This window comes from Actinoplanes sp. G11-F43 (assembly GCF_050589265.1).
Lineage (GTDB): Bacteria > Actinomycetota > Actinomycetes > Mycobacteriales > Micromonosporaceae > Actinoplanes.
Map to the genome: position 1 here is coordinate 69,281 of NZ_JBNZCE010000013.1, position 25,216 is coordinate 94,496.

Genomic DNA, 25,216 nt, shown 5'->3' on the forward strand with positions numbered 1-25,216 from the left:
AACCACCGATGCAACCACTGCTCGACGTCGATGTGCCCGGTCTGGTCGCCGCCGGATCCGAGGTCCGCGCGGCCGCCGCCCGGATGCGCGCGGCCGTCGACGAGGCGGCCGAGGGCATGGCGCCGCCCGGCCAGCCCGGATCGGACGCGGCCGCCGCCGCCGGGGCCTGGCAGACCGCGCTGCAGGGGGTCCGGGCTCACTGTGGACATCGCCACCATGAACGTCACCGCTCCGGCCTCCGCCTACACCGGCGGGAACCTGGACCGTACCGGCCGGGCCGTCGGGCTGTTCAGCAACGATCTGCGCGCCCTCCTGGAGATGGCCCGCGCGCTCGACGACGCGACAGCCAACTCGATCACCGTGAACGTCCCCGTGGCCGCCGGTTTCGGCCTCACCAGGCTCCCCGGCCCGACCGCCGCCGACCTGGAGGCGCAGGCCGGCCGGCCACCCCGGGAGGTCCGGGAGTGGTGGGAGACGCTCAGCCCGCAACAGCAGGAACTTGCCATCCGTCAGCATCCGGAACTGGTCGGCTGGCTGGACGGGGTGCCCGTGGTGGATCGCGATGCCGCCAACCGGATCGTGCTCGACCGCGAGACGCGGGATCTGCTGGACCGTAAGCGCGCCCTGGAGAACCGGCTCCGAGAGGTGACCGATCCGTTCACCGGGGTCGACCCGATGGGTGTCGTCTCCCGGCAGGTGCGCGCCGACCTGGCCGAGGTGAACGGCAAACTGGCGGGCCTCGACGCGATCAGCAACCGGATCGACGGTGGGCAGCCGCCGGCGTTCCTGCTCGGCGTCTCCGCCGCCGCCGACGGCCGGGCGATCGTCGCGGTCAACAACCCGGACACCGCCCACAACGTCGTCACCTATATCCCGCGGGAACCACAGCCGATCTGGCCGGCGCGCGCGGTGACATGACCCGGGCCGGCAAGATGGCCGCCGACGCGGCGCTCGCCGCTCCGGACCAGTCCACCTCCGCGGTCTACTGGCTCGGCTACGACGCGCCGGATCAGGTCCACAACGCGATCTCCAGCGACTACGCCCGGGACGGTGCGCCGAGCCTGACCCGATTCCAGGACGGGCTGCGCGCCACCCACGAGGGCGACACGCCGTCCCGCAACACGGTGCTGGGACACAGTTACGGATCCACGGTGATCGGCAACGCGGCGAAGAACGGGGAGCTGGCCAACGACATCATCAGATGGGCCCCGGGCGCGGTCCACGGCCGGGATCCGGTCGACGGCGACTTCGGCGGCTGGGTGTTCCCGAGCGACCCCGGACAGGGCGGGACCGGGCAGGTCGGCACCCACTCCGCCTACTGGGACGAGGACAACAGAGCCCGAGAGGGCTTCACCAGGATCATCACCGGACAGCTGTAGCAGGGGACCGATGTGGGAATACGACGGAACACCGTGGTTCTGGGAACGGTCACGGCTCTGCTGAGCCTGACAGCCTGTGCAGGAGGGAACGAGACGATGCAGCCCACCGTGAGTGCGGCCGAGGCGTCGCAGCGGGTTCAGCAACTGGTCGAGGAGGCGTTCGCCCAGCTTCCGCCCGGCGCGTCGCTGGTGTTCAACGACGGCAGTGATGTCGGCCCGTGTGAGGGGGCGATGCAGGGGCGGGTGTTCGCCGAGAAGCGGTACCGGATCGTCGTCGAACCGGGCAGCGACTGGCCCGCCGACCGGGCGATCCCCACCCTGGTGGCGTTCTGGGAGAAAGCGGGCTATCAGCTGCACGACGACCGCAGGCAGGAGCGATGGCCCCGCTACGTGGTCCGCACTCCCGACGACTTCTCGGTGAACATCGCCGGCTGGGACCGGGGTGACCACTTCGATTACACATTGACCAGCAGCTCGCCCTGCGTCTGGGAGAACGGGACGCCGAACCCTGGATGACCGTCCATATAGTGGCGGGGTGGCGCAGGGGCTGACATACACCGATGCCGTCAAACTGCTCGGCGGCGCCGGGCCGTTCGGGAAAGCCGCCGACGATCTGGTCGGCGCCGCGCTGCTGCTCGGGACGGCCGGTGGCAGCGAGGCCGCGATCAGTCTCTTCGACGCCAAGGGGGAGGCCTTCCGGCTGGGTCACCGGGTGGCCGGGAAGATCACCGATCTGGTCCGCGGTCAGGGGCGCTACCACCGCGGCGAACGACTGCACGCCGCGCACGCCGTCCTGGCCGTCTCGTCGTTCTTCGGCGCGCTCGGCGACTGCCTGGAGTCCACCGGGCTGCGGTCCCCGGACTTCACCCGCGAGGACCAGCTGCTGCTGGTGGCGACCGCGCGTACCGCCGGGTCCTGGCAGTCCCGCCTGCTCGACGCCGCGATCCCCGCCCCGTCGCCGGAGTGGCCGTTCGACCGTCTGCTGGACGAGCTGACCGCCTGGTACGCCGAGCGGGCCGCCATCCTGGCCCGGCACCTGCCCGGACTGGCCGTCTGGGACGCCGCCGACGACCGGGCCCGCCGGGCCGCCGGGACAGTGCTGGCCGAGGTGCTGCCGGGGCTGGCCCGGGAACACTACGAACAGGTGACGCGACGGCTGGCGGCGGAGATCCCGGAGTTCGCGATCTGGATGACCCGGACCGAGGCGCGGGCCACCTCCCGCGGGCTGGAGCGGCTGGAGACGCTGCTGCTGACCGCCACCTCACACGCCGCCCCGCTCCGGCACCGGGCCGGGCTGGCCGCCGTCTACCGGGCCGATCTGGACGAGCCGATCCTGGGCGGCGACGCCGGTGAGCTGATCATGCCGAGCCTCGGTCTGGCGTACCTGGATCCGTGGTTCCGGGTCCGGCCCGGCGGCCCCGGCACCCGGCCGGCCGACGAGGACTGGTGGGCCGGGGCCGAGGCGCGGACCGACTTCGACGGATTCCTCGCCGTCTACCTGACCACGCCACAGGCCGCGACCGTACCGCTGCTGCTGCTCGGGCAGCCCGGCGGCGGGAAGTCGTCGCTGACCCGGATTCTCGCCGCCCGGCTGCCGGCCGCCGACTTCCTGGTGGTCCGGGTGGCGCTGCGGGAGATCCGGGCGGAGAGCGAGGTGCAGGACCAGATCGAGCAGACGCTGCGCGGCACCCTCGGTGAGACGGTGGCCTGGGCCGACCTGGCCGGCTCGGCGGACGGGGCGATGCCGGTCATCCTGCTCGACGGCCTGGACGAGCTGTTGCAGGCCACCGGGGTGCACCAGTCCGACTACCTGGAGCGGGTGGCCGCGTTCCAGCGCCGGGAGGCCCGGCTCGGCCGTCCGGTCGCGGTGATCGTGACCAGCCGGGTGGCGGTCGCCGACCGGGCCCGGCTGCCCGCCGGTGGCCTGGCCGTGCGGCTGGAGCCGTTCGCCGAGTCCCAGGTGGACCGCTGGCTGGAGATCTGGAACACCGCCAACGCCGGCTACTGGACCCGGGCCGGCCGCAAGCCGCTCACCCACGACGTGATCGTCCGCTTCCCGGAACTGGCCGGCCAGCCGTTGCTGCTGCTGATGCTGGCCCTCTACGACGCCGGGGCCAACGCGCTGCAGGACACCGCCGACTTCGACACCGGCCAGCTGTACGAGCGGCTGCTGCACGACTTCGCCGGCCGCGAGGTACGCCGGGTGCACGGCGAGCACCTGCCCGAGAGCGATCGGGCTGCGCTCGTCGACGAGGAGTTGCTGCGCCTGTCGGTGGTGGCGTTCGCGATGTTCCACCGGCTGCGGCTGTGGGCCACCGCCGACGAACTCGACGCCGACCTGCGCGGCCTCGGCCTGCCACCGTCCGGCACGGCCCGGCACGGCGGATTCGAGCGCCCGTTCACCGCCGGGGAGGAGATGGTCGGCCGGTTCTTCTTCATCCAGCGGACCCAGGCGTTCCAGGACGATCAGACCCGCCGGACGTACGAGTTCCTGCACGCCACCTTCGGGGAGTATCTGGTGGCCCGGCTGGTCGTGCAGGCCGTCCGGGAGGCGACCGCGCTGTCGAGGGCGCGGTCGCTGCGGGTCGGCCGCACCGGCGACGACGATCTGCTGCGCTCGCTCCTGGGGTACACCCCACTCTGCGCCCGCGGCACGGTGATGCCGTTCGTGACCAGCCTGCTGGCTCGCTCCGACCCCGCCGAGCTGCGCGAATGGCTCGTCGGCCGGCTGCGTGCGGCGGTCACCCGGCCGTCCTGGGCGCCACTGCGGTACCAGCCCGTCGACAAGCGCGTGGATCACTGGATGGCCACGTACTCCTTCAATCTGCTCTTGATCGTCCTGGCGTGTGGTGGGCCGGTCCGCGCGTCCGAGTTGTTCCTGCGGGCCCGTGATCCGGCGGGCTGGCTGCGCGACTCGGTGCTGCAGTGGCGTGGCTCGATCCCCGGCGGGATGTTCCTGGACGCGCTGAAACCGGTCCAGGTGACCCGGATGTGGGCCGATGACGAGCGCCGGGACATGGCCTTGGAGGTGGTGACGGATCCGGCTTTCGAGCGGGTCGATCCGCTGTGGTCACACCGGTCCGGGCCGGGCCGGGCGTTCCCCGGCACCGGGCCGGCCGACGATCTCAGCGACAACTTCCCGGTCGTGCCGGTGCTCACCTCGATGGCGCTGTCCGGGGCGTTCAGTGACGACGTGCTGCGGCACGCCGCCGATCCGGTGCTGGAGCACTTCGGCTGGCCGGCCATGACGACGTTCATCGACCACGGCCCGGACGGCGTCGAATCGGTGGCGAACAGCCTGCTCCGGGTGTTGCTGGCCCGCAACGGCGATCCGGCCGCCGCCTACGAGCGGGCCGCGCGGGCCCTGGGCCGATGGCACGACAAGGCCGGGTCCAGCCCGGATTTCGTCCGGTGTCACGCGGTCTTCCAGCGGTCGCTCGCCGGTGACGCCGGCCGGCTCGCCGAGCGGGACGTGGCGCGCTGGGCCGGGCTGATCGCGGCCGAGTGATCTGGTGGCGCCCTCCCCCGGGAGCGGGGATGGGGGAGGGCGCCGTGTGGGGGACGGGACGTACTGGCCTACGGATGCCCGGAATGTAGATTTTGGGGGAGTCTGGAGCGCTCCCGGCCCCAGAAAAACACAGGCTGTCATAGATGTGAAGAGGTTGCCGTTTGCAGGTTTTTTGCAACAGAGACGCGAACGCCCCGGTCCGCCCCGGCTGGGGGTGAACCGGGGCGGACCGGATCAGCGGCTCTGGATCGAGATCTCCACCTGCCCGGCGTCCGCACGGCGCTCCCGGCGGGGCACCGCGTGACGGACCTGCCAGTCGGCCGCCCGCAGGGTGGCCTGCACGCCGCCGGCCGACTTCGATCCGGGCGGCAGGTACTTGTCGTAGATGGTGCCCAGGCAGTCGCTGGTGAACACCGCGATGGTCGGCCCGGTGGTACGCAGGCTCGCCAGCACGTCGTCGTCGGCCCCGGCCGCCGTGTCGGCCCGCTTCAGCACACACGCGCTGAACTGGAAGAGGTCGGCGACACTCCGCTCGGCCCCGGTCAGGCCGGCCTTCGCCATCAGCGTCCGCACCGCCGGGTGCGCGATGTCACCCCGGCCCAGCGCCTCCACCGCCGCCGGTCCGAACTCGGCGTGCGCCTGGAGCAGGGCGTCGGCGGTCGCCGGCCGCATCGCCCGGCTGCTGGGCAGCAGCAGGTCGAGCTGGCGCAGCCCGGTGTCCAGGGCGATCGCCGACCAGTCGAGCCGTCCGGTGAGCCACACCGGGCCGGTGTGGCCCGGCTGCAGATCCAGGGTCACGGTCTGGCCACCGCCGACCGTGATCGCACCGTCCAGGTAGGTCAGCACGGCGTTCCGGACGCCGTCGATCGCCTCGTTCGACCCGGCCGGCGCCTCGGTGTTCAGGACCGGCTTGACCCGGCCGTCCGCCGGCAGGTCGAGGACCATCGGGAACGGGTAGCGATTGTGGACCGTGAGCTGCCGGGTGCCGGTGCCCGCGGAGACCACACAGGCGCCGACCCGGCCGGCCGGGGTGGAGGTGACCCGGACCGTCACACCGGCCGGCGCCGGCGCACAGGCCGGTGCGCCGGCCGGGGTGGCGATGGTCTGGTCCGAGGAGACCACAGCCGGCGGGGTGGCCGTGGCGGCGGGCGTGGCCCCGGTCAGGTGCGCGATCGAGGTGGTCAGCGCGGAGGCGGCGGCGGCCCGGGCGTGCCCCCAGAAGGTCGGGCTGGCGTCCTCCCGGATCGGCAGGACCGTGCCCGCGCCGGTGGTGATGGTGCCGCCGGAGGCGCCCGGCGCGACCCGCCACGAGCCGACCACGAAACTGTCGAACAGGATCGTGTCGCCGGAGATCGCGTGATCCACCGCGTCGGTGGCGGTGCCGCTCAGCGGAACCCAGCCGCCCAGATCCGCCGACCAGCCGAAGAGATTGAGCAACTGCGGGTTGAGACCGGCCGGAAGCCCGTCGTAGTCGATGACGATCCGGCCCTGGGAGATGCTCCCACCCTCGACATCCATGCTGACCATGTCACCGACGGTGACGATGCCGGGGGAGAAGGGCCGGTCGGCCGGTATCGGGCCACGGCGGAAACCCACCCGTGGCTCACCCTCGACGGCACCCTCCGGCGCGTTGAACTTCACATGGCCGTCCAATGCGGTCACCCATCGGGTGCCCCCTTCGACCACGTGCGACTGCGGAACACCGATGGGGCCGCAAGCCCCGAGAGCGGCACCGACCGCGGTGAGCACGGCACACGCCGTGATCCCCCGAACCAGGTTCATGTTTGTCCTCCCCGGCGGAGGAGGATAGCGGGCGCTTGTGAACTTTTATCACCGACCGCTACATGTGAACCGTCACGTCCCCCGCGGCTCACCTTCGGATCGTAGCCGCGCCGGTAAAGGGCGCCCAAGCGCTCGAAGGCGTGAACCCGTTCGATAGGGACGTTCGTCACGGCGTTCCGGGCCCTGATCGAGCGCGGCGCCCACATCGGGTGATATGACTCATCGGTGCGATCACCCTGGCGGCATCCGGCCCGCGTCGTGCCGCTGGCGTTCCTGGCCCTGATCATCATCGGGACCGGGCTGATGATGCTGCCCGCCGCCCGCGCCGCACCCGGCCACGCCCCGTTCGTCACCGCCCTGTTCACCGCCGCGTCCGCGGTCTGCGTGACCGGGCTGGCCGTGGTCGACACCCCGACCTACTGGTCCACCTTCGGCCACGTGCTGCTGACCGTGCTGTCCCAGATCGGCGGCTTCGGCATCGTCACCATGGCCACCCTGATCAGCCTGCTGGTGTCCCGGCGGCTCGGGCTGCGCAGCCGGCTGCTGGCCCAGACCGAGAGCGCCGGGCTGTTCGGCGGCAACCTGCGCGGCATCCTGTTCCGGGTGGCGATGGTCATGCTGGTCTGCGAGAGCGCCATCGCCGTGGTGCTCACCCTCCGATTCTGGATGAAGTACGACTACTCCCTCGGCCGGTCGGTGTGGGAAGCCGTCTTCCACGCGGTGCAGGCGTTCAACAACGCCGGATTCGCCCTCTACTCCGACAGCCTCGTCCGGTTCGTCACCGACCCGTGGATCTGCCTGCCACTGGCACTCGGCGTGATGGCCGGCTCGATCGGCTTCCCGGTGCTGTTCGAACTCGCGCGCGAATGGCGTACCCCCGGCCGGTGGTCCACCCACACCTTCCTGACCGTGACCGGCAGCCTGTTGTTCTCGGTCGTCGGATTTCTGATCTTCCTGACCTTCGAGTGGCGCAACCCCGGAACCCTCGGCCCCTTGGGTACGGGCGGAAAGATCCTCGCCGCGTTCACCCAGGACGTGATGACCCGGTCCGGCGGCTTCAACAGCGTCGACCTCGGTCAGATGAACAGCGAGACCATCGCCGTCACCAACGGGCTGATGTTCATCGGCGGCGGCAGCGCCAGCACCGCCGGCGGCATCAAACTGACCACGTTCATGCTGCTCGCGTTCGTGATCTGGGCGGAGATCCGCGGCGAACCCGACGTGGTCATCCGGAAACGCCGGATCGCCGAGGAGACCCAGCGGCAGGCCGTCACCGTCGCCCTGCTCGGCGTCGCCCTCGTCGCCACCGGCACCGTCGCCCTGGACGCGCTCACCGAGGACATCCCGTTCGACCGGGCGCTGTTCGAAGTGACCTCGGCGTTCGCCACCGTGGGCCTGAGCACCGGCGTCACACCGACCCTGCCGCCGTCCGCCCAGATCGTGCTCGTCATCCTGATGTACGTCGGACGGGTCGGCACCATCGCGGTCGGCACCGCGATCGCCCTCAACACCCGCCGCCGGCACTACCGCTACCCGGAGGAGAGACCCCTCGTTGGCTGACGACACACTCGCCCAGGGCGGCCACGTCGCGGTGATCGGCCTCGGCCGGTTCGGCGGGGCCGTCGCCGAAGGACTGCTCGAACTCGGCTACGAAGTCCTCGGCATCGACTCCGACCCGCGCATCGTCCAGGAATGGTCGGACCGGCTCACCCAGGTCGCCGAAGCCGACTCCACCGACGAGGAGGCGCTGCGCCAGCTCGGCGTGCACGAATTCGCCCGCGCCGTCGTCGGCATCGGCACCAACCTGGAGACCAGCGTCCTCACCGTGCTGACCCTCACCGAGATCGGGGTGCCGGAGATCTGGGCCAAGGCCACCAGCGTCAAACACGGCAAGATCCTGTCCTCGGTCGGCGCCCACCACGTGGTCTTCCCCGAATCGGAGATGGGTGAGCGGGTCGCCCACCAGATCACCGGCCGGATGCTCGACTACATCGAGTTCGACGACGGGTTCGCCATCGCCAAGGTCCGGGCGCCACGCGGCTCCGGCGGCCGGACCCTGGCCGATCTCGGACTGCGCACCCAGTGGGGTGTCACCGTGGTCGGGACCAAACGACCCGGAGAGGATTTCGTGTACGCCCGGCCGGAGACCACGGTCCCGGAGAACGCCGTCCTGATCGTGGCCGGAGACACCGAGAAGGTGGAGGCCTACGCGGCCGAGAACTGAAGCTCCGGCGCCTCCGGTGCGTCCGTTGCCGGCTCCGGTGCGTCCGCTGTCGGCTTCGGTGCGTCCGCTGTCGGCTTCGGTGTACCCGCCGCCAGCTTCGGTGTGTCCGCGGTCAGCTTCCGGGCGCCCGCCGCCACGAACGCCACGAAGTCCTCGGTGTCGTCGGTGTCCTCCGCACCCTGCGCGTCGTCCTCGTGCTGGATGAAGATCGCCGACAGGTCACCGGCGGCCACCGCCGCGATCCGCACCCGGGTCGTACCCTCACCGCGCAGCAGTGCCGCGCCCGTCGCCGCACCCAGATCCGGCAGGTCCAGCCGGGTGAACGTCTGGACACCCCCGTCCTCGTCCTCGACCTCCGGGCACGCGGTGGGGGTGTCGGCGATCGCCGTCACGTAGGCGAGCGCCAGATCCCGCCCCGGGCCGGCCACCCCGGTCCCGACGACAGTCCCGTCCGCCTCCCGGAACGCCCGTTGCACGACGGCGGTCTCCTGCCCCTCGCTCACCTCCGGATCGTCGTCACAGAACGTCCCGACCAGGTGGTACGACAGCGAGTTCTCCTCCGGGACGCCGGTGAACAGGGCGTACCCCGCCGGCACCTCCGCCTCGGTGAGCAGTACCTGCTTGAGTTCCGCGGGGCCGGGCGGCTCGGCCGACGCGGCGGTCCCACCGCCAGCGACCGACGCCACGACAGCCGCGGCGGCAATGATCCTTCGCATCCTTCCGACGGTAGGCCTCCCCGCCCGCCCGCGCGGCCGATCCCCGCTCCCGCCCGCTGTTGAACGCCGTGTGCCGCGTTCCGGCCCGCCCCAGACCGCAAATCGGCACACGCCCCGGTTTAACCGTTGCGTGCCGCGTTCCGGTCCGTTCCAGACCGCAAGTCGGCACACGCCCCGGTTGAACCGTTGCGTGCCGCGTTCCGGTCTGTTCCGGACCGCAGGTCGGCACGCGGTCGCGGTTTCCCCGTTGTGTGCCGCGTTCCGGTGCGTTTCGGACCGCAGGTCGGCACGCGGTCGGGGTTTGGCTTTGTGTGCCGCGTTTCGGTGCGTTTCGGACCGCAGGTCGGCACGCGGTTGGGGTTTGGCTGTTGTGTGCCGCGTTTCGGTGCGTTTTGGACTGCGGCGCGGCACTTGGCTGGGGGTTTGGGTTGTGTGGCGTGTTGTGGTTTGGGGTGGGCCGCGACGGGGTGCGTGGTTGTGGCGGGAGTGCGGGAGGATCGGTGGGTGAACGTGCGGGGGGAACTGACCGTCACCCTCTTCGGTGGGATGCGGGTGACCCGGGACGGCGAGGGCGTGCCGATTCCGGGGGCCCGGCTGCGGGGGCTCGTCACCCGGCTCGCCGTCGCCGGTGGGCGACCGGTCGCGCCGGGGCTCCTGGTGGCGGCGCTCTGGCCGGAGGATCGGCCCGCCGATCCGGTCAACGCCCTGCAATCGCTGGTGTCCCGGCTCCGGAGGCTGGTCGGTGCCGGTGCGGTCACCCAGGCCGAGGGCGGCTACCGGCTGTTCGTGGGGCTGGTGGACGTGGTCCGGTTCGAGCGGCTCGGTGCGGCCGGCCGGGAGCGGCTGCGGGGCGGTGATCCGGCGGGAGCCGCTGATCTGTTCGGCGAGGCGATGGCATTGGTGCGTGGGCCGGTCGCGGCGGAACTGGCCGCGGTGGCTCCGGCGCAGGCGGTCCGGCTGGAGCGGGATCTCGTCGAGGTGGCCGCCGATCTGGCCGAGGCGGAGATCGGGCTGGGGCGGGCCGACCGGGCCGCCGGGCGGCTGGCCGGGCTGGTCGCCGAGGATCCGATCGATGAGCGGCTGGCGGGGCTGTTCGTGGACGCGCTGGCCGCGCAGGGGCGGCAGGGTGACGCGCTGGCCGCCTACGAGCGGATCCGGGAGCGGCTGGCCGAGCAGCTGGGCGCCGATCCGGGCGCGGCACTGAGGGAACGGCACGTGCGGTTGCTGCGGGGCGAGATGCCCACAGTTCGGCACGTGGGGTCGCTGCGAGGCGCGACTTCTGCCGAGCGGGGTGAGGTGCCGGCGGGTGGGGGAGTGGCCGAGGGGAGTGCCGGTGGGGTGGGGGTGGAGGCTGGCGGCGGGTCCGGCGTACCGCAATCGGGGTTGTCGAATCTGCCGGCGGCGCTGACCAGCTTCGTCGGGCGGGAGGATGATCTGGCCCGGGTGGACCGGTTGCTGGAGGCCGGGCGTCTGGTGACGGTGACCGGGCCGGGTGGGGCGGGCAAGACGCGGCTGGCGACCGAGGCGGCCCGGCGGCACGCCGGGGACCATCCGGACGGGACGTGGCTGGTCGATCTGGCGGCGGTGACCGACGCGGCCAAGGTGGGCGCGGCGGTCGTGGCGGCGGCCGGTCTGCGCGGGTCGGCGCTCTTCGAAACCGCCGGCCGGGTCCGCCCGGAGGCCCGCACCGAGACGGACGTGCTGGTGGACGGGCTGTCCGGGCGCCGGGTGCTGCTGGTGGTGGACAACTGTGAGCATCTGATCGACGCGGTGGCGCACCTGGTGACGGCGCTGCTGACCCGCTGTCCGCTGCTGCGGGTGCTGGCGACCAGCCGGGAGGCGCTGGCGGTGGACGGCGAGTCGCTGGTGCCGCTGGGCCCGCTCGGCCTGCCGGGGGCCGACGACGGGCCGGACGCGGCGGTGACGTCGGCGGCGGTGCGGCTGTTCACCGAGCGGGCCGCGGCGGTCCGGCCGGAGTTCACGGTGGACGGCGGCACGGTTCGGGACGTGGTGCGGATCGTGCGCGGCCTGGACGGGCTGCCGCTGGCCCTGGAGCTGGCCGCGGCCCGGCTGCGCACGCTCGGCCTGCCCGAGCTGGCGGCCGGGTTGTCGGACCGGTTCCGGCTGCTGACCAGTGGAAGCCGGACCGCGCAGCCCCGGCACCGGACGCTGCGCGCGGTGATCGCCTGGAGCTGGGATCTGCTCACCGCCGAGGAGCGGGCGCTCGCCGAACGGGTGGCGGTGCTGCCGGCCGGGGTGACCGCCGCGTCGGCCGCGGCGATCGGTTCCGGGGACGTCCCGGCGCTGCTGTCCGCCCTGGTCGACCGGTCGATTCTGCGGCTCGGGCCGGGTGCCGGGCGGTACCGGATGCTGGAGACGCTGCGGGAGTACGGCATCGAGCGGCTCACCGAGCAGGGGCTGCTCGACGAGGTGCGGGACCGGGCGGCCGCGCACATGGCGGAGTTGACCGCCGGGTTCGACGTCCGGCTGCGCACCGCCGATCAGGTCGCCGCGCTGCGGGGGCTGCGGGCCGAGTACGACAACGTGCTGGCCGCCCTGCGCCACCGGTGTGACACCGGCCAGGCCCGGGCCGCGCTCACGCTGGCGCTGGATCTGTGCTGGTACTGGCAGATGTTCGGCCGGCACGCCGACGCCTGGTACTGGCTGACCGAGGCGCTGAAGACACCCGGTGACACCGATCCGGTGGCGGTCGACTGCGCCGAGGCGGTGCTGATGCTGAACCGGACCGGCACCGAGCCGGGCCTGATGACCGAGACCGCCGGGGAACGGGCCGCCCGGCTGGCCGGCCTGAGCGCCCGGCTGGCCCGGCACGACGACCTGCCCGGCCCGGCCGGGGCGATCGCCGCGGTCACCCTGTACTTCGCCGGCCGGGACGAGGACGCCGGCCGGCGTGTCGGCAGGCTGATCGACGGGCCGGACCGGTGGCTGGCGGCGCTGGCCAACCTGTTCAAGGCCCAGATCGCCGAGAACGACGGCGACCGCGAGCTGCTGGTCCGGCACGTGGGCGCGGCGCTGGACGGGTTCCGGGCGATCGGCGACCGCTGGGGGCAGGCCACCGTGCTGCCGTTGCGGGCGCTGATCCGGCAGTTCGACGGTGACCTGGACGGCGCGCTGCGCGATCTGCGGGCGGCCCGCGCGTTGGCCCGCGAGTTCGGTTCGCTGGACATCGCCGACGAGATCTTCATCGACATGCGCTGGGCCGACCTGCACATGCGCCGCGGCGAGACGGTGGAGGCGCGCGGCGCGCTGGAGTCGGCGCGGACCCGGGCCGAACGGTTCGGGTCACGGGAGATGTCGCTGCTGGTGGACGCTCTGGAGGCCGGGCTGCTGATCTGGCTCGGTGAACCGGACCGGGCGCAGGAGCTGATCGACCGGGCCGCCGCCGGACTGGGCGTGGGCGCGGACGTGCACGGGATGCCGGTGATGGGCGGCGACCACGGCGCGGCGATCGTCGGTTCGGTCCGGGCCACCCTGGCCGTGCACCGCGACGATCCGGAGGGCGCGGAGAAGGCACTCGCCGTCGCATACCCGGCGGCGCTGGAGACCCGGGACATGCCGATCCTGGCGATGGTCGCGGTCACCGCCGCCGGCCTGGCCGTGCTGCGGGGCCGGCACCGGGACGCGGCCCGGCTGATCGGGGCGGCGGCCCGGCTGCGGGGCGCGCACGACCACACCGACGTCAACGTGTCCCGGATCGCCGAGCGGTCCCGGTCGGTGCTGGGGGAACAGGGCTTCGGGGAGGCGTACGCGGCCGGATGGTCGTTGGACACGGCGGCCGCGCAGAGTCTCGTCGACCCGGCGCGGCTCGCCCTGCCCTCCCCGGAGTCTCCGGCGCGCCGCTCATAGGCGCGGACATCGGGCTCTCCGGCGCGCCGCTCATAGGCGCGGACATCGGGCTCTCCGGCGCGCCGCTCGTAGGCGCGGACTTCGGGCTCTCCGGCGCGGCGCTCGGCTCTCAGGCGCGGCGGGCGTAGGCGCGCAGTGCCAGGGGCACGAACACCGCCAGCAGACCGGCCATCCACAGCAGCGTGCTCACCAGCGGCCCGGCCACCGGCCCGCCGGTCAGCAGGCCCCGGATCGCCTCGACCAGCGGGGTCATCGGGTTGACCGCGACCACACCCTGCAGCCAGCCGGGCAGCGTTTCGGTGGACACGAACACGTTGGAGCCGAACGTCAGCGGCAGCACCAGCAGGAACATGATGCCCTGCACCGCGCCGGAGGTCCGGGCCAGCATGCCCACCCAGACCGAGATCCAGCAGAAGCACAGCCCGTACCCGATGGACAGGGCCACCGCGGCCAGCGCCGGCAGCAACCCGGTCTCCACCCGGAACCCGATGACGGTGCCGAAGCCGAGCATCACCACACACACCGTCAGGTAACGGACCACGTCGGCGAGCACCGCACCGACCAGTGGCGCCGCCCGCGAGATGGGCAGTGACCGGAATCGGTCGAAGACGCCCTTCTCGATGTCGGCGTTGAGGTTCTGCCCGAGCGCCACCCCGCCCATCGCGAGCGACTGCGCGAGCATGCCGGGTAACAGGAACTGCAGGTACGCGTGCCGATCCCCGTCCGCGATCGCGCCACCGAACAGATAGGTGAACAGCAGCAGGAAGATCACCGGCTGGAGGGTGACGTCGATCAGCGCCTCGGGGGTGCGCACCGTCTTGATCAGACTGCGCCGCGCCAGCGATCCACTGTGCCGGGCCAGGGCCATCGTGCTCATACCAGTTCCTCCGCCTTGGTCCGGCCGGTCAGCACGTGGAACACCTCGTCCAGGCTGGGCAGGTGCAGGGCCAGTTCGGTCACCTCGACACCGTCCGCGCGCAGTGCCGGGATCACCTTGTCCAGGGCGCCGTCACCGGACACCGGCACCGAGGCCGCGCCGGCCCGGGATCCGGCGGCCTCGTCCCGGCTCGCCGTGGTGCCCGGGGCGGCCACCAGATCGAGCAGCCGCAGCACATCGGGCAGGCGGGACGGGTCGGTGGGGCGTACCCGCAAGGTCTGTCCGCCGATTCTGCGTTTCAGCCCGTCCGGGGTGTCGTGGGCGATCACCCGGCCGTGGTCGACGACCACGATCTCGTCGGCGAGCGCGTCCGCCTCCTCCAGGTACTGGGTGGTCAGCAGCACACTCGCGCCGCTGGCCACCTGGGTGCGGACCACACCCCACATGTCCTCGCGCTTGGCCGGGTCCAGGCCGGTCGTCGGCTCGTCCAGGAAGATCACCTCGGGGTGCCCGACCAGGCTCGCGGCCAGGTCGAGACGCCGGCGCATGCCACCGGAGTAGGTCTTCGCCCGCCGCCCGGCCGCCTCGGTCAGATCGAACCAGTCCAGCAGCTCGCCGGCCCGCCGCCGCGCGTCCGCCGTGGTCAGATCCAGAAGACGGCCGATCAACACCAGATTCTGTACGCCGGTCAGGTCCTCGTCGACCGACGCGTACTGCCCGGTCAGGCCGATCACCCGGCGGACCCGCTGCGGCTCGGCGAGCACGTCGATGCCGGCCACCTCGGCGCGGCCGGCATCGGGTTCGAGCAGGGTGGCCAGCACCCGTACGGCGGTGGTCTTGCCCGCGCCGTTCGGGCCCAGCACACCCAGTACGGTGCCCCGGCGCATGGACAGGTCCACCCCGTCCAGGGCCAGGGTCTTCCCGAACCGTTTACGCAGCCCTTCGGCGCGTACCACCAGATCGTCTGTCATGCCGGGAAGCGTGCCGCGCCCCGCTGGCACGCCCCGCACACGCCGCTGTCATGCCCCGCACCCGTCCGTGTGCCGACTTGCGGCGCGGATCGGACCGCAACTCGGCACGAGCGGCGGGTCCGGGCACTGCGTGCCGAGTTGTGGCGCGGATCGGACCGTAAGTTGGCACGGGTGGTGGGTCCGGGCACTGCGTGCCGAGTTGTGGTGCGGATCGGACCGTAAGTTGGCACGGGTGGTGGGTCCGGGCGTTGCGTGCCGAGTTGTGGCGCGGATCGGACCGCAACTCGGCACGGGAAGTCAGCCGGCTACCGGCTTCGGCTCGGCCTCCGGCGCGCCGTGGTGGTCGTCGACCATGGTCGCCTCGTCGAACGGGTCACCGCCGGAGAGCACCAGCGAGGCGCGTTCCCGGTCGAACTCCTTCGTCCAGGTGCCGATCAGCACGGTGGCGACGGCGTTGCCGGCGAAGTTGGTCAGCGCGCGGGCCTCCGACATGAACCGGTCGATGCCGACGATCAGGCCGACGCCGTCGACCAGGTCGGGGCGGTGGCTCTGCAGGCCGCCGGCCAGGGTGGCCAGGCCGGCGCCGGTGACCCCGGCGGCGCCCTTCGACGCGATGATCATGAACAGGAGCAGCGACACCTGCTCGGACACCGACAGCGGGTCGCCCATCGCCTGGGCCACGAACAGCGACGCCATGGTCAGGTAGATGGCGGTGCCGTCCAGGTTGAACGAGTAACCGGTCGGCACGGTGATGCCGACGACCGGCTTGCTGACGCCGACGTGCTCCATCTTGGCGATCAGGCGGGGCAGCGCCGACTCCGACGACGACGTCGAGACGATCAGCAGGAACTCCCGGCCGAGGTACTTGAACAGGCTGAACACGTTGATCCGGGCGACCAGCCAGAGGATCGCGCCGAGGACCACGAAGACGAAGAGGGCACAGGTGATGTAGAAACCGATCATGATCTGGGCGAGGCTGATCAGCGCGTCCACACCGGTGGCGCCGACGACCGCGGCGATCGCGCCGAAAGCGCCGATCGGGGCCAGCCACATCAGCATCGCGAGGATCCGGAAGACCACCCGCTGGAACATGCCCAGGGCCCGCAGGATCGGCTCCGAGATCGAGCCCAGCGACTGCAGGGCGAAACCGGTCAGCAGCGCGACGAGCAGTGTCTGCAGCACATTGCCGGAGGCGAACGGGGAGAGCAGGCTGTCCGGGATGATGCCGAGCAGGAAGTCGGCGGTGCTGGTCGCGGTGTCCTCACCGACCGCCTTCTGCCCGGCGGCGGCGGTGGAGGCGTCCAGGCGCATGCCGGAGCCGGGGTGGATCAGGTTGCCGACGACCAGGCCGATCGCGAGCGCCACCGTCGACATGGTGAGGAAGTAGCCGAGGGCCAGACCGCCGACCTTGCCGACCTGGGCGGCCTGCCGGATCGAGCCGACACCCAGCACGATGGTGCAGAAGATGACCGGCGCGATCATCATCTTGATCAGATCGACGAAACCGGTGCCGATCGGTTTGAGCTCGACGGCGACGTCCGGCACGATCAGGCCGACGGCGATGCCGAGCAGGACGGCCACGATGACCGCCAGGTACAGGTAGTGAGTTCGGTCCCGTTTGACCGGGGCGGTTGTGGTAGTCATGCCGAGAATGTGGCCTGGGTCTCAGCCGCTTTCACCGTTACGTTCATTCTGTTCACCCGAACGAAACGGGATGGAGATCGGGTTTGGCACGACGTTGGAGCATCGCCCGGCAGCTTTTCGCCCTCCAGGTGCTGGTGGTGACGCTGCTCGTGGCGATCGGCACGGTCGGGGCGGTGCTGCTGGCCGGCCGGGACGCGCGCACCGCCGCGATCGCCGAGGTGCGGGCGGTGGCGGAGGCGATCGCCCTGTCCCCGTCGGTGGGCGACGCGCTGCGGGCCGCCGACCCCTCGGCGCGCCTGCGGTCGTACGTGGAGGCCACCCGGGTCGCCACCGGCACCGACTTCATCGTGGTGATGGCCCCCGACCGGACCCGCTACACCCATCCCACCGAGGACCTGATCGGGCAGCCGTTCGCCGGCTCGGTCGAGGAGGCGCTGCGCGGCGGTGTGGTGGTCGAACAGTACCGGGGCAGCCTCGGCGACTCGGTCCGTACCGTAGTCCCGGTCCGTGACGCCGGCGACGGCGCCATCATCGGCCTGGTCTCGGTCGGCATCACCACCGAGGCGATCAACCGGGACCTGATCGCCCAGCTGCCCGCCGTCGGCGCGGCCACCGGCCTGGCCCTGCTGCTCGCCGCCTTCGGCTCGTGGCTGCTCAGTCAGCGCCTGCGCCGGCAGACCCACGGGCTCGGCCCGGCCGAGATGACCCGGATGTTCGAGTACTACGACGCCGTCCTGCACGCCGTCCGCGAGGGCCTGGTGGTCGTCGACCGGGACGGCCGGGTCACCCTGATCAACGATGAGGGCCGGCGGCTGCTCGGCCTCACCGACGGTGAACCCGCCGACCTGCCCGCCGAAGTCGCCGGACTGATCGCCGAACAGCGCCCGACCGTCGACGAACCGGTCCTGATCGGTGACCGGGTGCTGGTCGCCAGCCGCCGCGAGACCCGCTTCGACGGCCGGGTCCTCGGCACCGTCCTCACCCTGCGTGACCACACCGAGTTGCGGGCGCTCACCGGTGAACTCGACTCGGTCCGCGGCCTCACCGAAGCGCTGCGCGCCCAGGCCCACGAGGCCGCCAACCGGCTGCACACCGTCCTCACCATGGTCGAACTCGGTCGTACGGACGAAGCCATCGCCCTGGCCACCGCCGAACTCGCGCTCGCCCAGCAACTCACCGACCAGGTCGTCGGCGCGGTCGGCGAACCCGCCCTGGCCGCCCTGCTCCTCGGCAAGTCCGCGCAGGCCGGCGAACGCGGCGTCGAACTCACCATCGACGGCGGATCCCGCCTCACCACCTCACTGCTGCGCGGGCGTGACCTGATCACCGTGGTCGGCAACCTGATCGACAACGCCCTGGAAGCGGTCGCCGAGACCCCGTCACCCCGCAGGGTCGGCGTGCTCGTCCGGGAACAGGACGGGGAGGTCCTCGTCCGGGTCGCCGACAACGGGCCCGGCCTCAGCCCGGACCAGGCGGCCGCCGCCTTCCAGCGCGGATGGTCCACCAAGGGGGCGGGCCACGGCATCGGGCTGTCCCTGGTCCGGCAGGTCGCCGAGCGGTACGGCGGGACGTACGACATCAGGGGTGGATCCGGGGGTGGCGCGGTCATCACCGTCCGGCTGCCGGTGCCGTCATGACCATTCAGGTCCTCGTCGTCGACGACGAGCCGCTGATCGCCGAGGCGCACCGGGCGTACACGGAGAAGGTCGATGGTTTCGCGGTCGCCGGTGTCGCGCACACCGCGCGGGAGGCGATGACCCGGCTCCGCGCCCAACCTGTCGATCTCGTGCTGCTCGACCTGAACCTGCCCGACAAACACGGCCTGGAGATCGCCCGTGCGCTGCGGGCCGCCGGCAGCGGCACCGACGTGCTGGCCGTCACCTCCAACCGGGACATCGCCATGATCCGGCAGGCGGTCGCCCTCGGCGTCACCCACTACCTGCTGAAACCGTTCACGTTCGCGGCGTTCCGCGACAAACTGGATAGGTATGCTCAGTACCGCCGGCAACTCGCCGAGTCCGCTGAGGTAGCCGCCCAGCACGAGGTCGACCGGGTGTTCGCCACCCTGCGCGGCGCGCCCGCCGACACCCTCCCCAAAGGACTCGACCCGCGCACCTTCGACCTGATCCTCGGCGCGCTACGGGCCTCCGCGCCGGCCGGGCTGTCCGCCACCGAGGTCGCCGCCCGTACCGGCACCTCCCGGGTCACCGCCCGCCGCTACCTGGAACACCTCGCCGACGCCGGCCGGGTCGTCCGCAGCCCCCGCTACGGCGGCCCCGGCCGGCCCGAGGTCGAGTACCGCCCCGCCTCCGGGGGTATGACCGGTGCATGACGGACCAGACCCTGATCATCCTGGGCGCCAGTGGTGACCTCACCGCACGGCTGCTGCTGCCCGGGCTCGGCGCGCTGCTCACCGCCGGGTACGCGCCCGGGCTCACCCTGATCGGCGCGTCCACCGAGGACTGGGACGACAGCCGCTGGCAGGCCCGCGTCCACGACTCGTTCGGCGCGCACGGGGCCGCGGCCGCCGCCGAATCCTCCGGTGAGGCCACCCCCGCCACCGACAGCACACCGGCCGCCTCCGGGGTCGCCGACCGGGCCCGCTGGATCCGCACCGACGTGACGAAGACCGACGACCTGCGCGCCCTGTTCGACACGGCAACCGGGGCCGTCGCGGTCTTCTTCGCCCTGCCGCCGGCCGTCACCGCCCAAGCCTGCGAAGCCCTGCTCGACGTGGACCTGCCGGCCGGCACCCGGCTGGTGCTGGAGAAACCGTTCGGCACCGGCAGCGCCGAAGCCGCCGACCTCAACCGGCTGCTCACCCGGCTCGTGCCCGAAGAACAGGTGCATCGGGTCGACCACTTCCTCGGCAAGTCGACAGTGCTCAACATCCTCGGCCTGCGCTTCGCCAACCGGATCTTCGAACCGATCCTGGACAACACCCACGTCGAGTCGGTCGACATTGTCTTCGACGAGAACCTCGCCCTGGAAGGCCGGGCCGGCTACTACGACCGGGCCGGCGCCCTCGCCGACATGATCCAGAGCCATCTACTCCAGATCCTCGCCCTGCTCGCCATGGAAGCCCCGATCAGCCTCGCCGCCGGCGAACTCCGGGACCGCAAAGCCGCCCTCCTGCGCGCCACCCGCCTCTGGGGGACACCGGCGGACAGCAGCCTGCGGGCCCGCTACACCGCCGGGCGAAACCTTCCGTCGTACGCCGACGAGCCCGGCGTCGACCCGTCCCGCGGCACCGAAACCCTCGCCGAGGTCATCCTGGCCGTCGACACGTGGCGCTGGGCCGGCGTCCCGTTCCGCCTCCGCTCCGGCAAAGCCATCGGCCCCACCGGCCCCCGCAAAGAAGCCGTGATCACCTTCAAGCGGCCGCCCCGGGTGCCGGACGGCCTGCACGGCTGCGACCAGCCCGACCGGTTGCGCATCGGCTTCGGCCCCGACCACCTGGCCCTCGACTTCAACATCAACGGCCCCGGCGACCCGTTCGAACTGGACCCGGTCACCCTGGACGCCGAATTCGGCGCCGGCGACCTGCCACCCTACGGAGAGGTGCTGCGCGGCGTCTTCGACAACGACCCCACGCTTTCGGTACGGGCGGACACCGCGGAACAGTGCTGGCGCATCGTCGAGCCGGTCACGTCCGCCTGGCGCGCCGGTGAGGTCCCGTTGCTGGAGTATCCGGCCGGAACCGCCGGCCCCAGCCTCTTCCTGCCGTCATGACCGGGTCGTCTCCCTCGCCGTCATGACCGGGTCGCCTTCGCCCCGCCGTCCGGGCCGGGTCGCCGTCACCACCACCGTCTCGTAGGGCATGGTGAACCGCTCGGCGATCACCTCGCCCAGCCCGCGCAGCAGGGCCGCCAGCTCGTCCGGTGGCAGCAGCTGGTGCCCGCCGGCGGTGGGCACCTGGTCCAGCCAGTCCGCCCGCGAGTATTCGTGCTCCCACCCGAACCGCTACACCTCGGGTGTCCCGTCCCGCTGTGCCGGTGTGGTCGTGAAGGCCGCGTCGCGCAGCGGGCCGGACACCCGTTCGGCGATCGAACCGCAGGGGGCGGCGGACGCCCACGGAGAGAACGGCAGGCTCGGCGCGGCTCGCCGGTAGACGGCTGCGAACGTCTCCGCTGTCTCCCGGGTGGGCCGCACGGTGTTCCAGAACAGCGCCAGCCGGCCGCCCGGCCGTAGCACCCGTCGTGCCTGCCGCGCGCCCGCGATGCGGGGTCGGGTCTCGCGTCGTGTGTCGTCGTGCGGTGCGGTGCGCGCCGTTGCGTGGCACGCGGGGTCGGGTCTCGGGTTGTGTGCCGTTTTGCGGTGCGGTACGCGCCGTTGCGTGGCACGCGGGGTCGGGTCTCGGGTTGTGTGCCGTTTTGCGGTGCGATTCGCGCCGCTGTGCGGCACGGGAGGTCGCGTCTGGGGCTGTGTGCCGTCTTTTGGTGCGGTGCGCGCCGTTGTGCGGCACGCGGCGTTGGGCGCGGATCGTGTATCGACTTTCGGTGTGGGATGCGCTGTGTGGCGTGGGAGGAGGGATTCTGGGCTTTTGGGGGGATTGCTGGCCTGGCTGTCAGTTGGCGTTCGGGTTGTGCCGACGGTGCCGTCTCAGGACCAGACCGGCGTATGAACCCAGGATCACCGTGGCGATCAGGAGGCGGACCTCGTTCAGGTAGCGCTCCGGGTACATCACACCGGTCAGGTAGGTGTCGATGAAGCCGCGGGCCAGCCCGGACTGGCCGGCCCGCTCCCGGGCCCAGTCCTCCACGTAGGTCAGTGGACAGTTCCACTCGAATGCCACGATGCACAGGCCCCAGAGAGCCGCGGCCAGGTGCAGCCAGATCGCTTTCGGCCAGCGCCAGGCCAGGAAACCGCCCAGCACCACGAAGGCGATGAACAGGAAATGCACCACCATCGTGGCCTCGGCCAGCACCCGGAAAATCATGTCCTCAAGTTTCCCCGATTAATTCGTTGGACGGGAGCGGGGGAGTCGTTTACCTTTGTTCTCACCGGCGGGGCAAGGGCCCGGCCGCTGGGAAATCGGAAGGGGGAGACGATGTCCGCCAAGCAGATGTGGCAGGCCGCGACGGCACTGCCGGCGATGTCCCCGGCCGCGATGTCCCCGGCTGGCAAGCCCCGGCGCGCGATGCCCCTGGCTGCGATGCTCCGGCGCGCGATGCCCCTGGCTGCCATGCCCCTGGCTGCCATGCGGCTCGGCGCGATGTCCCTGGCCCTGACGGCCCTACCGAGTTCCCCCGCCCGACGTCTCAGCCGACTTCCGGGCCGGTGGCGCAGCTAGCATCCAGCTGGCTCCAGCGCCGCCCTTCCTGATCGGAAACGGGCGGCTTTTTCGTATGCGGGTGTAGCTCAACTGGCAGAGCTCTGGATTCCAAATCCGGCAGACGCGGGTTCGACTCCTGCTGCCCGTGCGCATTCTTCTTTGACAATTCCACAGCGGATGACACACATTATTCTCCGGCCTCGACCAGGCCGGAACTCATGGGCCCGTAGCGCAGCGGGTAGCGCGCCGGTTCGGCAGACCGGAGGCCGGCGGTTCGATCCCGCCCGGGTCCATCTTGTCCTCGTAGCTCAGCGGATAGAGCGCCGGAATACGACTCCGGAGGCCGGGAGTTCAAATCTCTCCGGGGACGCGGTACGGCCATGCCCTCGTGGCCCAACGGCAGAGGCACCAGACCGAGGATCTGGACGGTGCGCGTTCGAATCGCGCCGAGGGCACGCAGCAAGGTCAGGCCCGGGTAGCCCAACTGGCAGAGGCGCCGCATTCAGGGTGCGGAGGTTAGGGGTTCGAATCCCCTTCCGGGTACGAGGGGCTCGTAGCTCATCAGGGAGAGCGTCCGTTTTGCACGCGGAAGGTGGCCGGTTCGAGTCCGGCCGGGTCCACGCGGTACGAGGAGGACTGGCCGAGCGGCCCAAGGCGGCGGATTGCTAATCCGCAACAGGGGTACCACCTCTGTCGAGAGTTCGAATCTCTCGTCCTCCGCGCATGTCGCCGTAGCTCAGGGGTAGAGCACCGCACTCATAAAGCGGGGGCCGGTGGTTCGAGACCACCCGGCGATACGAGGTACATCACGGGTCGTGGCGCAGCTTGGTCAGCGCGCTCGCTTTGGGAGCGAGATGTCGCGGGTTCGAATCCCGCCGACCCGACGCAGTACAGGAGAAACACCGGCAGGACCGGCGCCGCTAGCTCAACCGGCAGAGCTTCTGACTCTTAATCAGCAGGTTCGGGGTTCGAGTCCCCGGCGGCGCACGAACCAGGAACGTAGCAGGGTGGAGGAGTCCGGTCGTCCTCATCGGTCTCATAAGCCGAAGATCGCGGGTTCGAATCCCGCCCCTGCCTCCAACTCGGAGGAGCCGGCCCGGCTTCGGAGACGCCGCTGGAAACGGCGTGGGCCCCCGCGGGGCCCCGTGGGTTCGAATCCCACCTCCTCCGCTCGGTGTGTCATCCGCTGTGGTGTGTAGCGTCGCCCTCATGGCGTACACGATCAGGGCCGCGACCGGGGACGACGTGGCGGCGATCGCCGGGATCTGGCACGCCGGCTGGCATGACGGGCATGCCGGGCATGTGCCGGCCGAGCTGACCGCGATCCGGACCCCCGACGCGTTTCCGCCCCGGGCCGCCGCCCGGGTGCCGCGTACCACGGTGGCCACGCTCGACGGGCGGGTGGCCGGGTTCGTCACGGTCACCGGAGCCGAGGTGGAGCAGGTGTTCGTGGCCGCCGCGCATCGTGGCGGCGGGGTGGCGGCGCTGCTGCTCGCCGAGGCCGAGCGGCAGGTGGCCGCGAGCGGTCACACCACCGCCTACCTGGTGGTGGCGCCGGGCAACGCGCGGGCCCGCCGGTTCTACGAGCGGCAGGGCTGGGCCGACGACGGGCCGGTCGACTATGCGGCCGAGGCCGGTGACGCGACGATCGTGACGGAGTGCCGGCGCTACGTGAAAGCGTGTGAGGCCACTCCCTGAAGGCCTGCGCACCAGGGCCTGAGCTGGGCGGATTCCGACATGGCTGGGTTGCGTGAACCGCCCCGGAGGGGAAACCTGCGGGTAGGGACGCGCTTGAGGAGGCCTGCCATGGGCAAGGTCGTCGCCACCCTGTCCATGTCACTGGACGGGTTCGTCGCGGACGAGCATGACGGTGTGGGTGAGCTGTTCGGGTGGTACCGCAACGGGGACGTGGTCCTGCCCACCGCCGATCCACGCCGGGTCTTCCACGTGTCGGAGGCCAGCGAACGGTTCCTGAAGGCGGGCATCGGCAGTGCGGGGGCGCTGATCTGCGGGCGGCGGCTGTTCGACCGTACCGACGGATGGGGTGGACGGCATCCGGCCGGATGCCCGGTCTTCGTGGTCTCGCACTCGGTGCCGGGTGGCTGGCCGCGGGACGACTCGGAGACCTCGTTCTTCCCCGATCCGATCGGGGCGCTGGAGGCCGCGCAGAAGGTGGCCGGGGAGCGGGCCGTGTCGGTGTCCACGCCCACGCTGACCCGGCACTATCTGGACGCCGGGCTGCTCGACGAGATCTCGGTGTCGCTGGTGCCGGTGCTGCTCGGGGAGGGCACCCGGCTGTTCGGTACCCCGGTGGTGATGCCGGTGCGGCTCGGCGATCCGGAGGTGGTCGAGGGGATCGGGGTCACCCACCTCACCTACCGGGTGACACGCTGAGGAACCGGGTCAGGTGCGGGTCGAACAGGGCCGGATCGGACGCCAGGATCTCCTCACGGCTCCACCAGCGGACGCCGTGGAACTCTCCGGTGTCCGGTTTGAGCTCGTGGTCGCGGGAGATCTCGACGACGTACCACAGGCTCACGTCGGTGTGCCCGGCGTCCGTGCCGACGGTCTCGGTGACGGTGAGGAAGACCGGTTCGGGGCCGGGTGCCACGGTGACGCCGAGTTCCTCCTCGATCTCGCGGACCGCGGTGTCGAACGGGTGCTCGTCGACCTCGACGTGCCCGCCGGGTGGCAGCCACAGTCCGGCGTTGACGTGCGCGACGAGCAGCACACTCCCGTCGGCGGGGTCGACCGGGACCACGTAGGACACCAGGTGCTGGGCCGGTTCGGCGGGCTTCACCCGCCGGAAGACGTCGTCGGTACGCCGGAGCCAGCCCAGCGTGTGGGACCGGTGTTCGGCCTCCAGGTTGTCGCTCGGCTGCAGCCCGCTCACCACGTCGTGCACTGTCGCCACCGTTGAACGCATCGGAAAATGATTACACCCCGATGTGCCGGGCACGTGACAATGCGTCG

General features: G+C 71.6%; 22 protein-coding genes and 12 tRNA genes. 25 read left to right on the top strand and 9 right to left on the bottom strand.

What is annotated here, in order from left to right; genetic code table 11:
* Positions 1-201: 201 nt before the first annotated feature.
* From ACQ0O7_RS14645 to ACQ0O7_RS14660, 4 genes are all read left to right on the top strand, one after another.
* The gene (locus ACQ0O7_RS14645; protein ID WP_430782595.1) at positions 202-918 is read left to right on the top strand and encodes a hypothetical protein; all 717 of its coding nucleotides are present in this window, start codon (positions 202-204) and stop codon (positions 916-918) included.
* Positions 915-1,379 (top strand): alpha/beta hydrolase, encoded by a 465-nt coding sequence (locus ACQ0O7_RS14650; RefSeq protein ID WP_430782596.1) that lies wholly within the window; start codon positions 915-917, stop codon positions 1,377-1,379. The genes ACQ0O7_RS14645 and ACQ0O7_RS14650 overlap by 4 nt, the downstream gene beginning before the upstream one ends.
* 96 nt (positions 1,380-1,475) lie before the next feature.
* Positions 1,476-1,895 carry a hypothetical protein gene (locus ACQ0O7_RS14655; protein WP_430782597.1) on the top strand — a complete coding sequence of 140 codons (420 nt, stop codon included), beginning with the start codon at positions 1,476-1,478 and terminating at the stop codon, positions 1,893-1,895.
* Positions 1,896-1,914: 19 nt separating this feature from the next.
* Positions 1,915-4,887: an NACHT domain-containing protein gene (locus tag ACQ0O7_RS14660; RefSeq protein ID WP_430782598.1), complete on the top strand. Its 2,973-nt coding sequence runs from the start codon at positions 1,915-1,917 to the stop codon at positions 4,885-4,887.
* 234 nt (positions 4,888-5,121) lie between these two features.
* Here ACQ0O7_RS14660 and ACQ0O7_RS14665 read toward each other — a convergent pair whose 3' ends face one another.
* Complete coding sequence (locus ACQ0O7_RS14665; protein WP_430782599.1) at positions 5,122-6,669, bottom strand: hypothetical protein; 1,548 nt, start codon at positions 6,667-6,669, stop codon at positions 5,122-5,124.
* Positions 6,670-6,894: 225 nt separating this feature from the next.
* On the opposite strand from ACQ0O7_RS14665, the gene ACQ0O7_RS14670 reads away from it, so the two are divergent.
* Together ACQ0O7_RS14670 and ACQ0O7_RS14675 are read left to right on the top strand one after the other, a co-directional pair.
* A complete protein-coding gene (locus tag ACQ0O7_RS14670) occupies positions 6,895-8,229 on the top strand; it encodes a TrkH family potassium uptake protein (protein ID WP_430782600.1) in 1,335 nt (444 codons plus the stop codon).
* Positions 8,222-8,893, top strand: coding sequence for a potassium channel family protein (locus ACQ0O7_RS14675; protein WP_430782601.1), 672 nt, complete (start codon positions 8,222-8,224; stop codon positions 8,891-8,893). The genes ACQ0O7_RS14670 and ACQ0O7_RS14675 overlap by 8 nt, the downstream gene beginning before the upstream one ends.
* On the opposite strand, the gene ACQ0O7_RS14680 is transcribed toward ACQ0O7_RS14675, so the two are convergent.
* On the bottom strand, positions 8,875-9,609 hold the full coding sequence (locus ACQ0O7_RS14680; RefSeq protein WP_430782602.1) for a hypothetical protein: 735 nt from the start codon (positions 9,607-9,609) through the stop codon (positions 8,875-8,877). The two genes, ACQ0O7_RS14675 and ACQ0O7_RS14680, sit on opposite strands and share 19 nt — an antisense overlap.
* A gap of 504 nt (positions 9,610-10,113) precedes the next feature.
* Between ACQ0O7_RS14680 and ACQ0O7_RS14685 the strand changes: the two genes are divergently transcribed.
* A complete protein-coding gene (locus ACQ0O7_RS14685) occupies positions 10,114-13,476 on the top strand; it encodes an AfsR/SARP family transcriptional regulator (RefSeq protein ID WP_430782603.1) in 3,363 nt (1,120 codons plus the stop codon).
* A gap of 109 nt (positions 13,477-13,585) precedes the next feature.
* Here ACQ0O7_RS14685 and ACQ0O7_RS14690 read toward each other — a convergent pair whose 3' ends face one another.
* From ACQ0O7_RS14690 to ACQ0O7_RS14700, 3 genes are all read right to left on the bottom strand, one after another.
* Positions 13,586-14,353, bottom strand: coding sequence for an ABC transporter permease (locus ACQ0O7_RS14690; RefSeq protein ID WP_430782604.1), 768 nt, complete (start codon positions 14,351-14,353; stop codon positions 13,586-13,588).
* Complete coding sequence (locus tag ACQ0O7_RS14695) at positions 14,350-15,324, bottom strand: ATP-binding cassette domain-containing protein (RefSeq protein ID WP_430782605.1); 975 nt, start codon at positions 15,322-15,324, stop codon at positions 14,350-14,352. The genes ACQ0O7_RS14690 and ACQ0O7_RS14695 overlap by 4 nt, the downstream gene beginning before the upstream one ends.
* Positions 15,325-15,621: 297 nt before the next feature.
* Positions 15,622-16,968, bottom strand: a complete 1,347-nt coding sequence (locus tag ACQ0O7_RS14700) for a cation:dicarboxylate symporter family transporter (RefSeq protein ID WP_430782606.1) — start codon at positions 16,966-16,968, stop codon at positions 15,622-15,624.
* Between the two features lie 83 nt (positions 16,969-17,051).
* Between ACQ0O7_RS14700 and ACQ0O7_RS14705 the strand changes: the two genes are divergently transcribed.
* The 3 genes from ACQ0O7_RS14705 to ACQ0O7_RS14715 are packed head-to-tail and all read left to right on the top strand — an operon-like array spanning position 17,052 to position 20,700.
* The gene (locus tag ACQ0O7_RS14705; RefSeq protein ID WP_430782607.1) at positions 17,052-18,605 is read left to right on the top strand and encodes a sensor histidine kinase; all 1,554 of its coding nucleotides are present in this window, start codon (positions 17,052-17,054) and stop codon (positions 18,603-18,605) included.
* On the top strand, positions 18,602-19,300 hold the full coding sequence (locus tag ACQ0O7_RS14710) for a response regulator (RefSeq protein ID WP_430782608.1): 699 nt from the start codon (positions 18,602-18,604) through the stop codon (positions 19,298-19,300). Before ACQ0O7_RS14705 ends, ACQ0O7_RS14710 begins: the two co-directional genes overlap by 4 nt.
* A complete protein-coding gene (locus ACQ0O7_RS14715) occupies positions 19,297-20,700 on the top strand; it encodes a glucose-6-phosphate dehydrogenase (protein WP_430782609.1) in 1,404 nt (467 codons plus the stop codon). The genes ACQ0O7_RS14710 and ACQ0O7_RS14715 overlap by 4 nt, the downstream gene beginning before the upstream one ends.
* On the opposite strand, the gene ACQ0O7_RS14720 is transcribed toward ACQ0O7_RS14715, so the two are convergent.
* The 3 genes from ACQ0O7_RS14720 to ACQ0O7_RS14730 all read right to left on the bottom strand — a co-directional run bounded on the left by ACQ0O7_RS14720 (position 20,695) and on the right by ACQ0O7_RS14730 (position 21,907).
* Positions 20,695-20,883, bottom strand: coding sequence for a hypothetical protein (locus tag ACQ0O7_RS14720; RefSeq protein WP_430782610.1), 189 nt, complete (start codon positions 20,881-20,883; stop codon positions 20,695-20,697). The genes ACQ0O7_RS14715 and ACQ0O7_RS14720 overlap by 6 nt on opposite strands.
* 48 nt (positions 20,884-20,931) lie before the next feature.
* On the bottom strand, positions 20,932-21,162 hold the full coding sequence (locus ACQ0O7_RS14725) for a hypothetical protein (RefSeq protein ID WP_430782611.1): 231 nt from the start codon (positions 21,160-21,162) through the stop codon (positions 20,932-20,934).
* A 373-nt stretch (positions 21,163-21,535) separates the two neighbouring features.
* Complete coding sequence (locus ACQ0O7_RS14730) at positions 21,536-21,907, bottom strand: DUF2784 domain-containing protein (protein ID WP_430782612.1); 372 nt, start codon at positions 21,905-21,907, stop codon at positions 21,536-21,538.
* A 111-nt stretch (positions 21,908-22,018) separates the two neighbouring features.
* Between ACQ0O7_RS14730 and ACQ0O7_RS14735 the strand changes: the two genes are divergently transcribed.
* The 15 genes from ACQ0O7_RS14735 to ACQ0O7_RS14805 all read left to right on the top strand — a co-directional run bounded on the left by ACQ0O7_RS14735 (position 22,019) and on the right by ACQ0O7_RS14805 (position 24,637).
* Positions 22,019-22,261 carry a hypothetical protein gene (locus ACQ0O7_RS14735; protein WP_430782613.1) on the top strand — a complete coding sequence of 81 codons (243 nt, stop codon included), beginning with the start codon at positions 22,019-22,021 and terminating at the stop codon, positions 22,259-22,261.
* 57 nt (positions 22,262-22,318) lie between these two features.
* Positions 22,319-22,391, top strand: a tRNA-Trp gene (locus tag ACQ0O7_RS14740).
* Positions 22,392-22,463: 72 nt separating this feature from the next.
* A tRNA-Ala gene (locus tag ACQ0O7_RS14745) sits at positions 22,464-22,536 on the top strand.
* A gap of 4 nt (positions 22,537-22,540) precedes the next feature.
* Positions 22,541-22,613, top strand: a tRNA-Arg gene (locus ACQ0O7_RS14750).
* A 12-nt stretch (positions 22,614-22,625) separates the two neighbouring features.
* Positions 22,626-22,698: transfer RNA gene (locus ACQ0O7_RS14755), tRNA-Leu, on the top strand.
* Positions 22,699-22,712: 14 nt separating this feature from the next.
* A tRNA-Leu gene (locus ACQ0O7_RS14760) sits at positions 22,713-22,786 on the top strand.
* Positions 22,787-22,790: 4 nt separating this feature from the next.
* A tRNA-Ala gene (locus tag ACQ0O7_RS14765) sits at positions 22,791-22,863 on the top strand.
* Between the two features lie 10 nt (positions 22,864-22,873).
* Positions 22,874-22,963: transfer RNA gene (locus ACQ0O7_RS14770), tRNA-Ser, on the top strand.
* A gap of 5 nt (positions 22,964-22,968) precedes the next feature.
* Positions 22,969-23,040 (top strand) — tRNA-Met (locus tag ACQ0O7_RS14775).
* Between the two features lie 12 nt (positions 23,041-23,052).
* Positions 23,053-23,127, top strand: a tRNA-Pro gene (locus ACQ0O7_RS14780).
* A gap of 30 nt (positions 23,128-23,157) precedes the next feature.
* Positions 23,158-23,230 (top strand) — tRNA-Lys (locus ACQ0O7_RS14785).
* Between the two features lie 14 nt (positions 23,231-23,244).
* A tRNA-Met gene (locus tag ACQ0O7_RS14790) sits at positions 23,245-23,323 on the top strand.
* A 4-nt stretch (positions 23,324-23,327) separates the two neighbouring features.
* Positions 23,328-23,413 (top strand) — tRNA-Ser (locus ACQ0O7_RS14795).
* Between the two features lie 39 nt (positions 23,414-23,452).
* Positions 23,453-23,941: a GNAT family N-acetyltransferase gene (locus tag ACQ0O7_RS14800; RefSeq protein ID WP_430782614.1), complete on the top strand. Its 489-nt coding sequence runs from the start codon at positions 23,453-23,455 to the stop codon at positions 23,939-23,941.
* A 108-nt stretch (positions 23,942-24,049) separates the two neighbouring features.
* On the top strand, positions 24,050-24,637 hold the full coding sequence (locus ACQ0O7_RS14805) for a dihydrofolate reductase family protein (RefSeq protein ID WP_430782615.1): 588 nt from the start codon (positions 24,050-24,052) through the stop codon (positions 24,635-24,637).
* On the opposite strand, the gene ACQ0O7_RS14810 is transcribed toward ACQ0O7_RS14805, so the two are convergent.
* Entirely contained in the window at positions 24,615-25,169 is a 555-nt protein-coding gene (locus tag ACQ0O7_RS14810) for an NUDIX hydrolase (RefSeq protein WP_430782616.1), read from the bottom strand. The genes ACQ0O7_RS14805 and ACQ0O7_RS14810 overlap by 23 nt on opposite strands.
* Between the last annotated feature and the right edge of the window lie 47 nt (positions 25,170-25,216).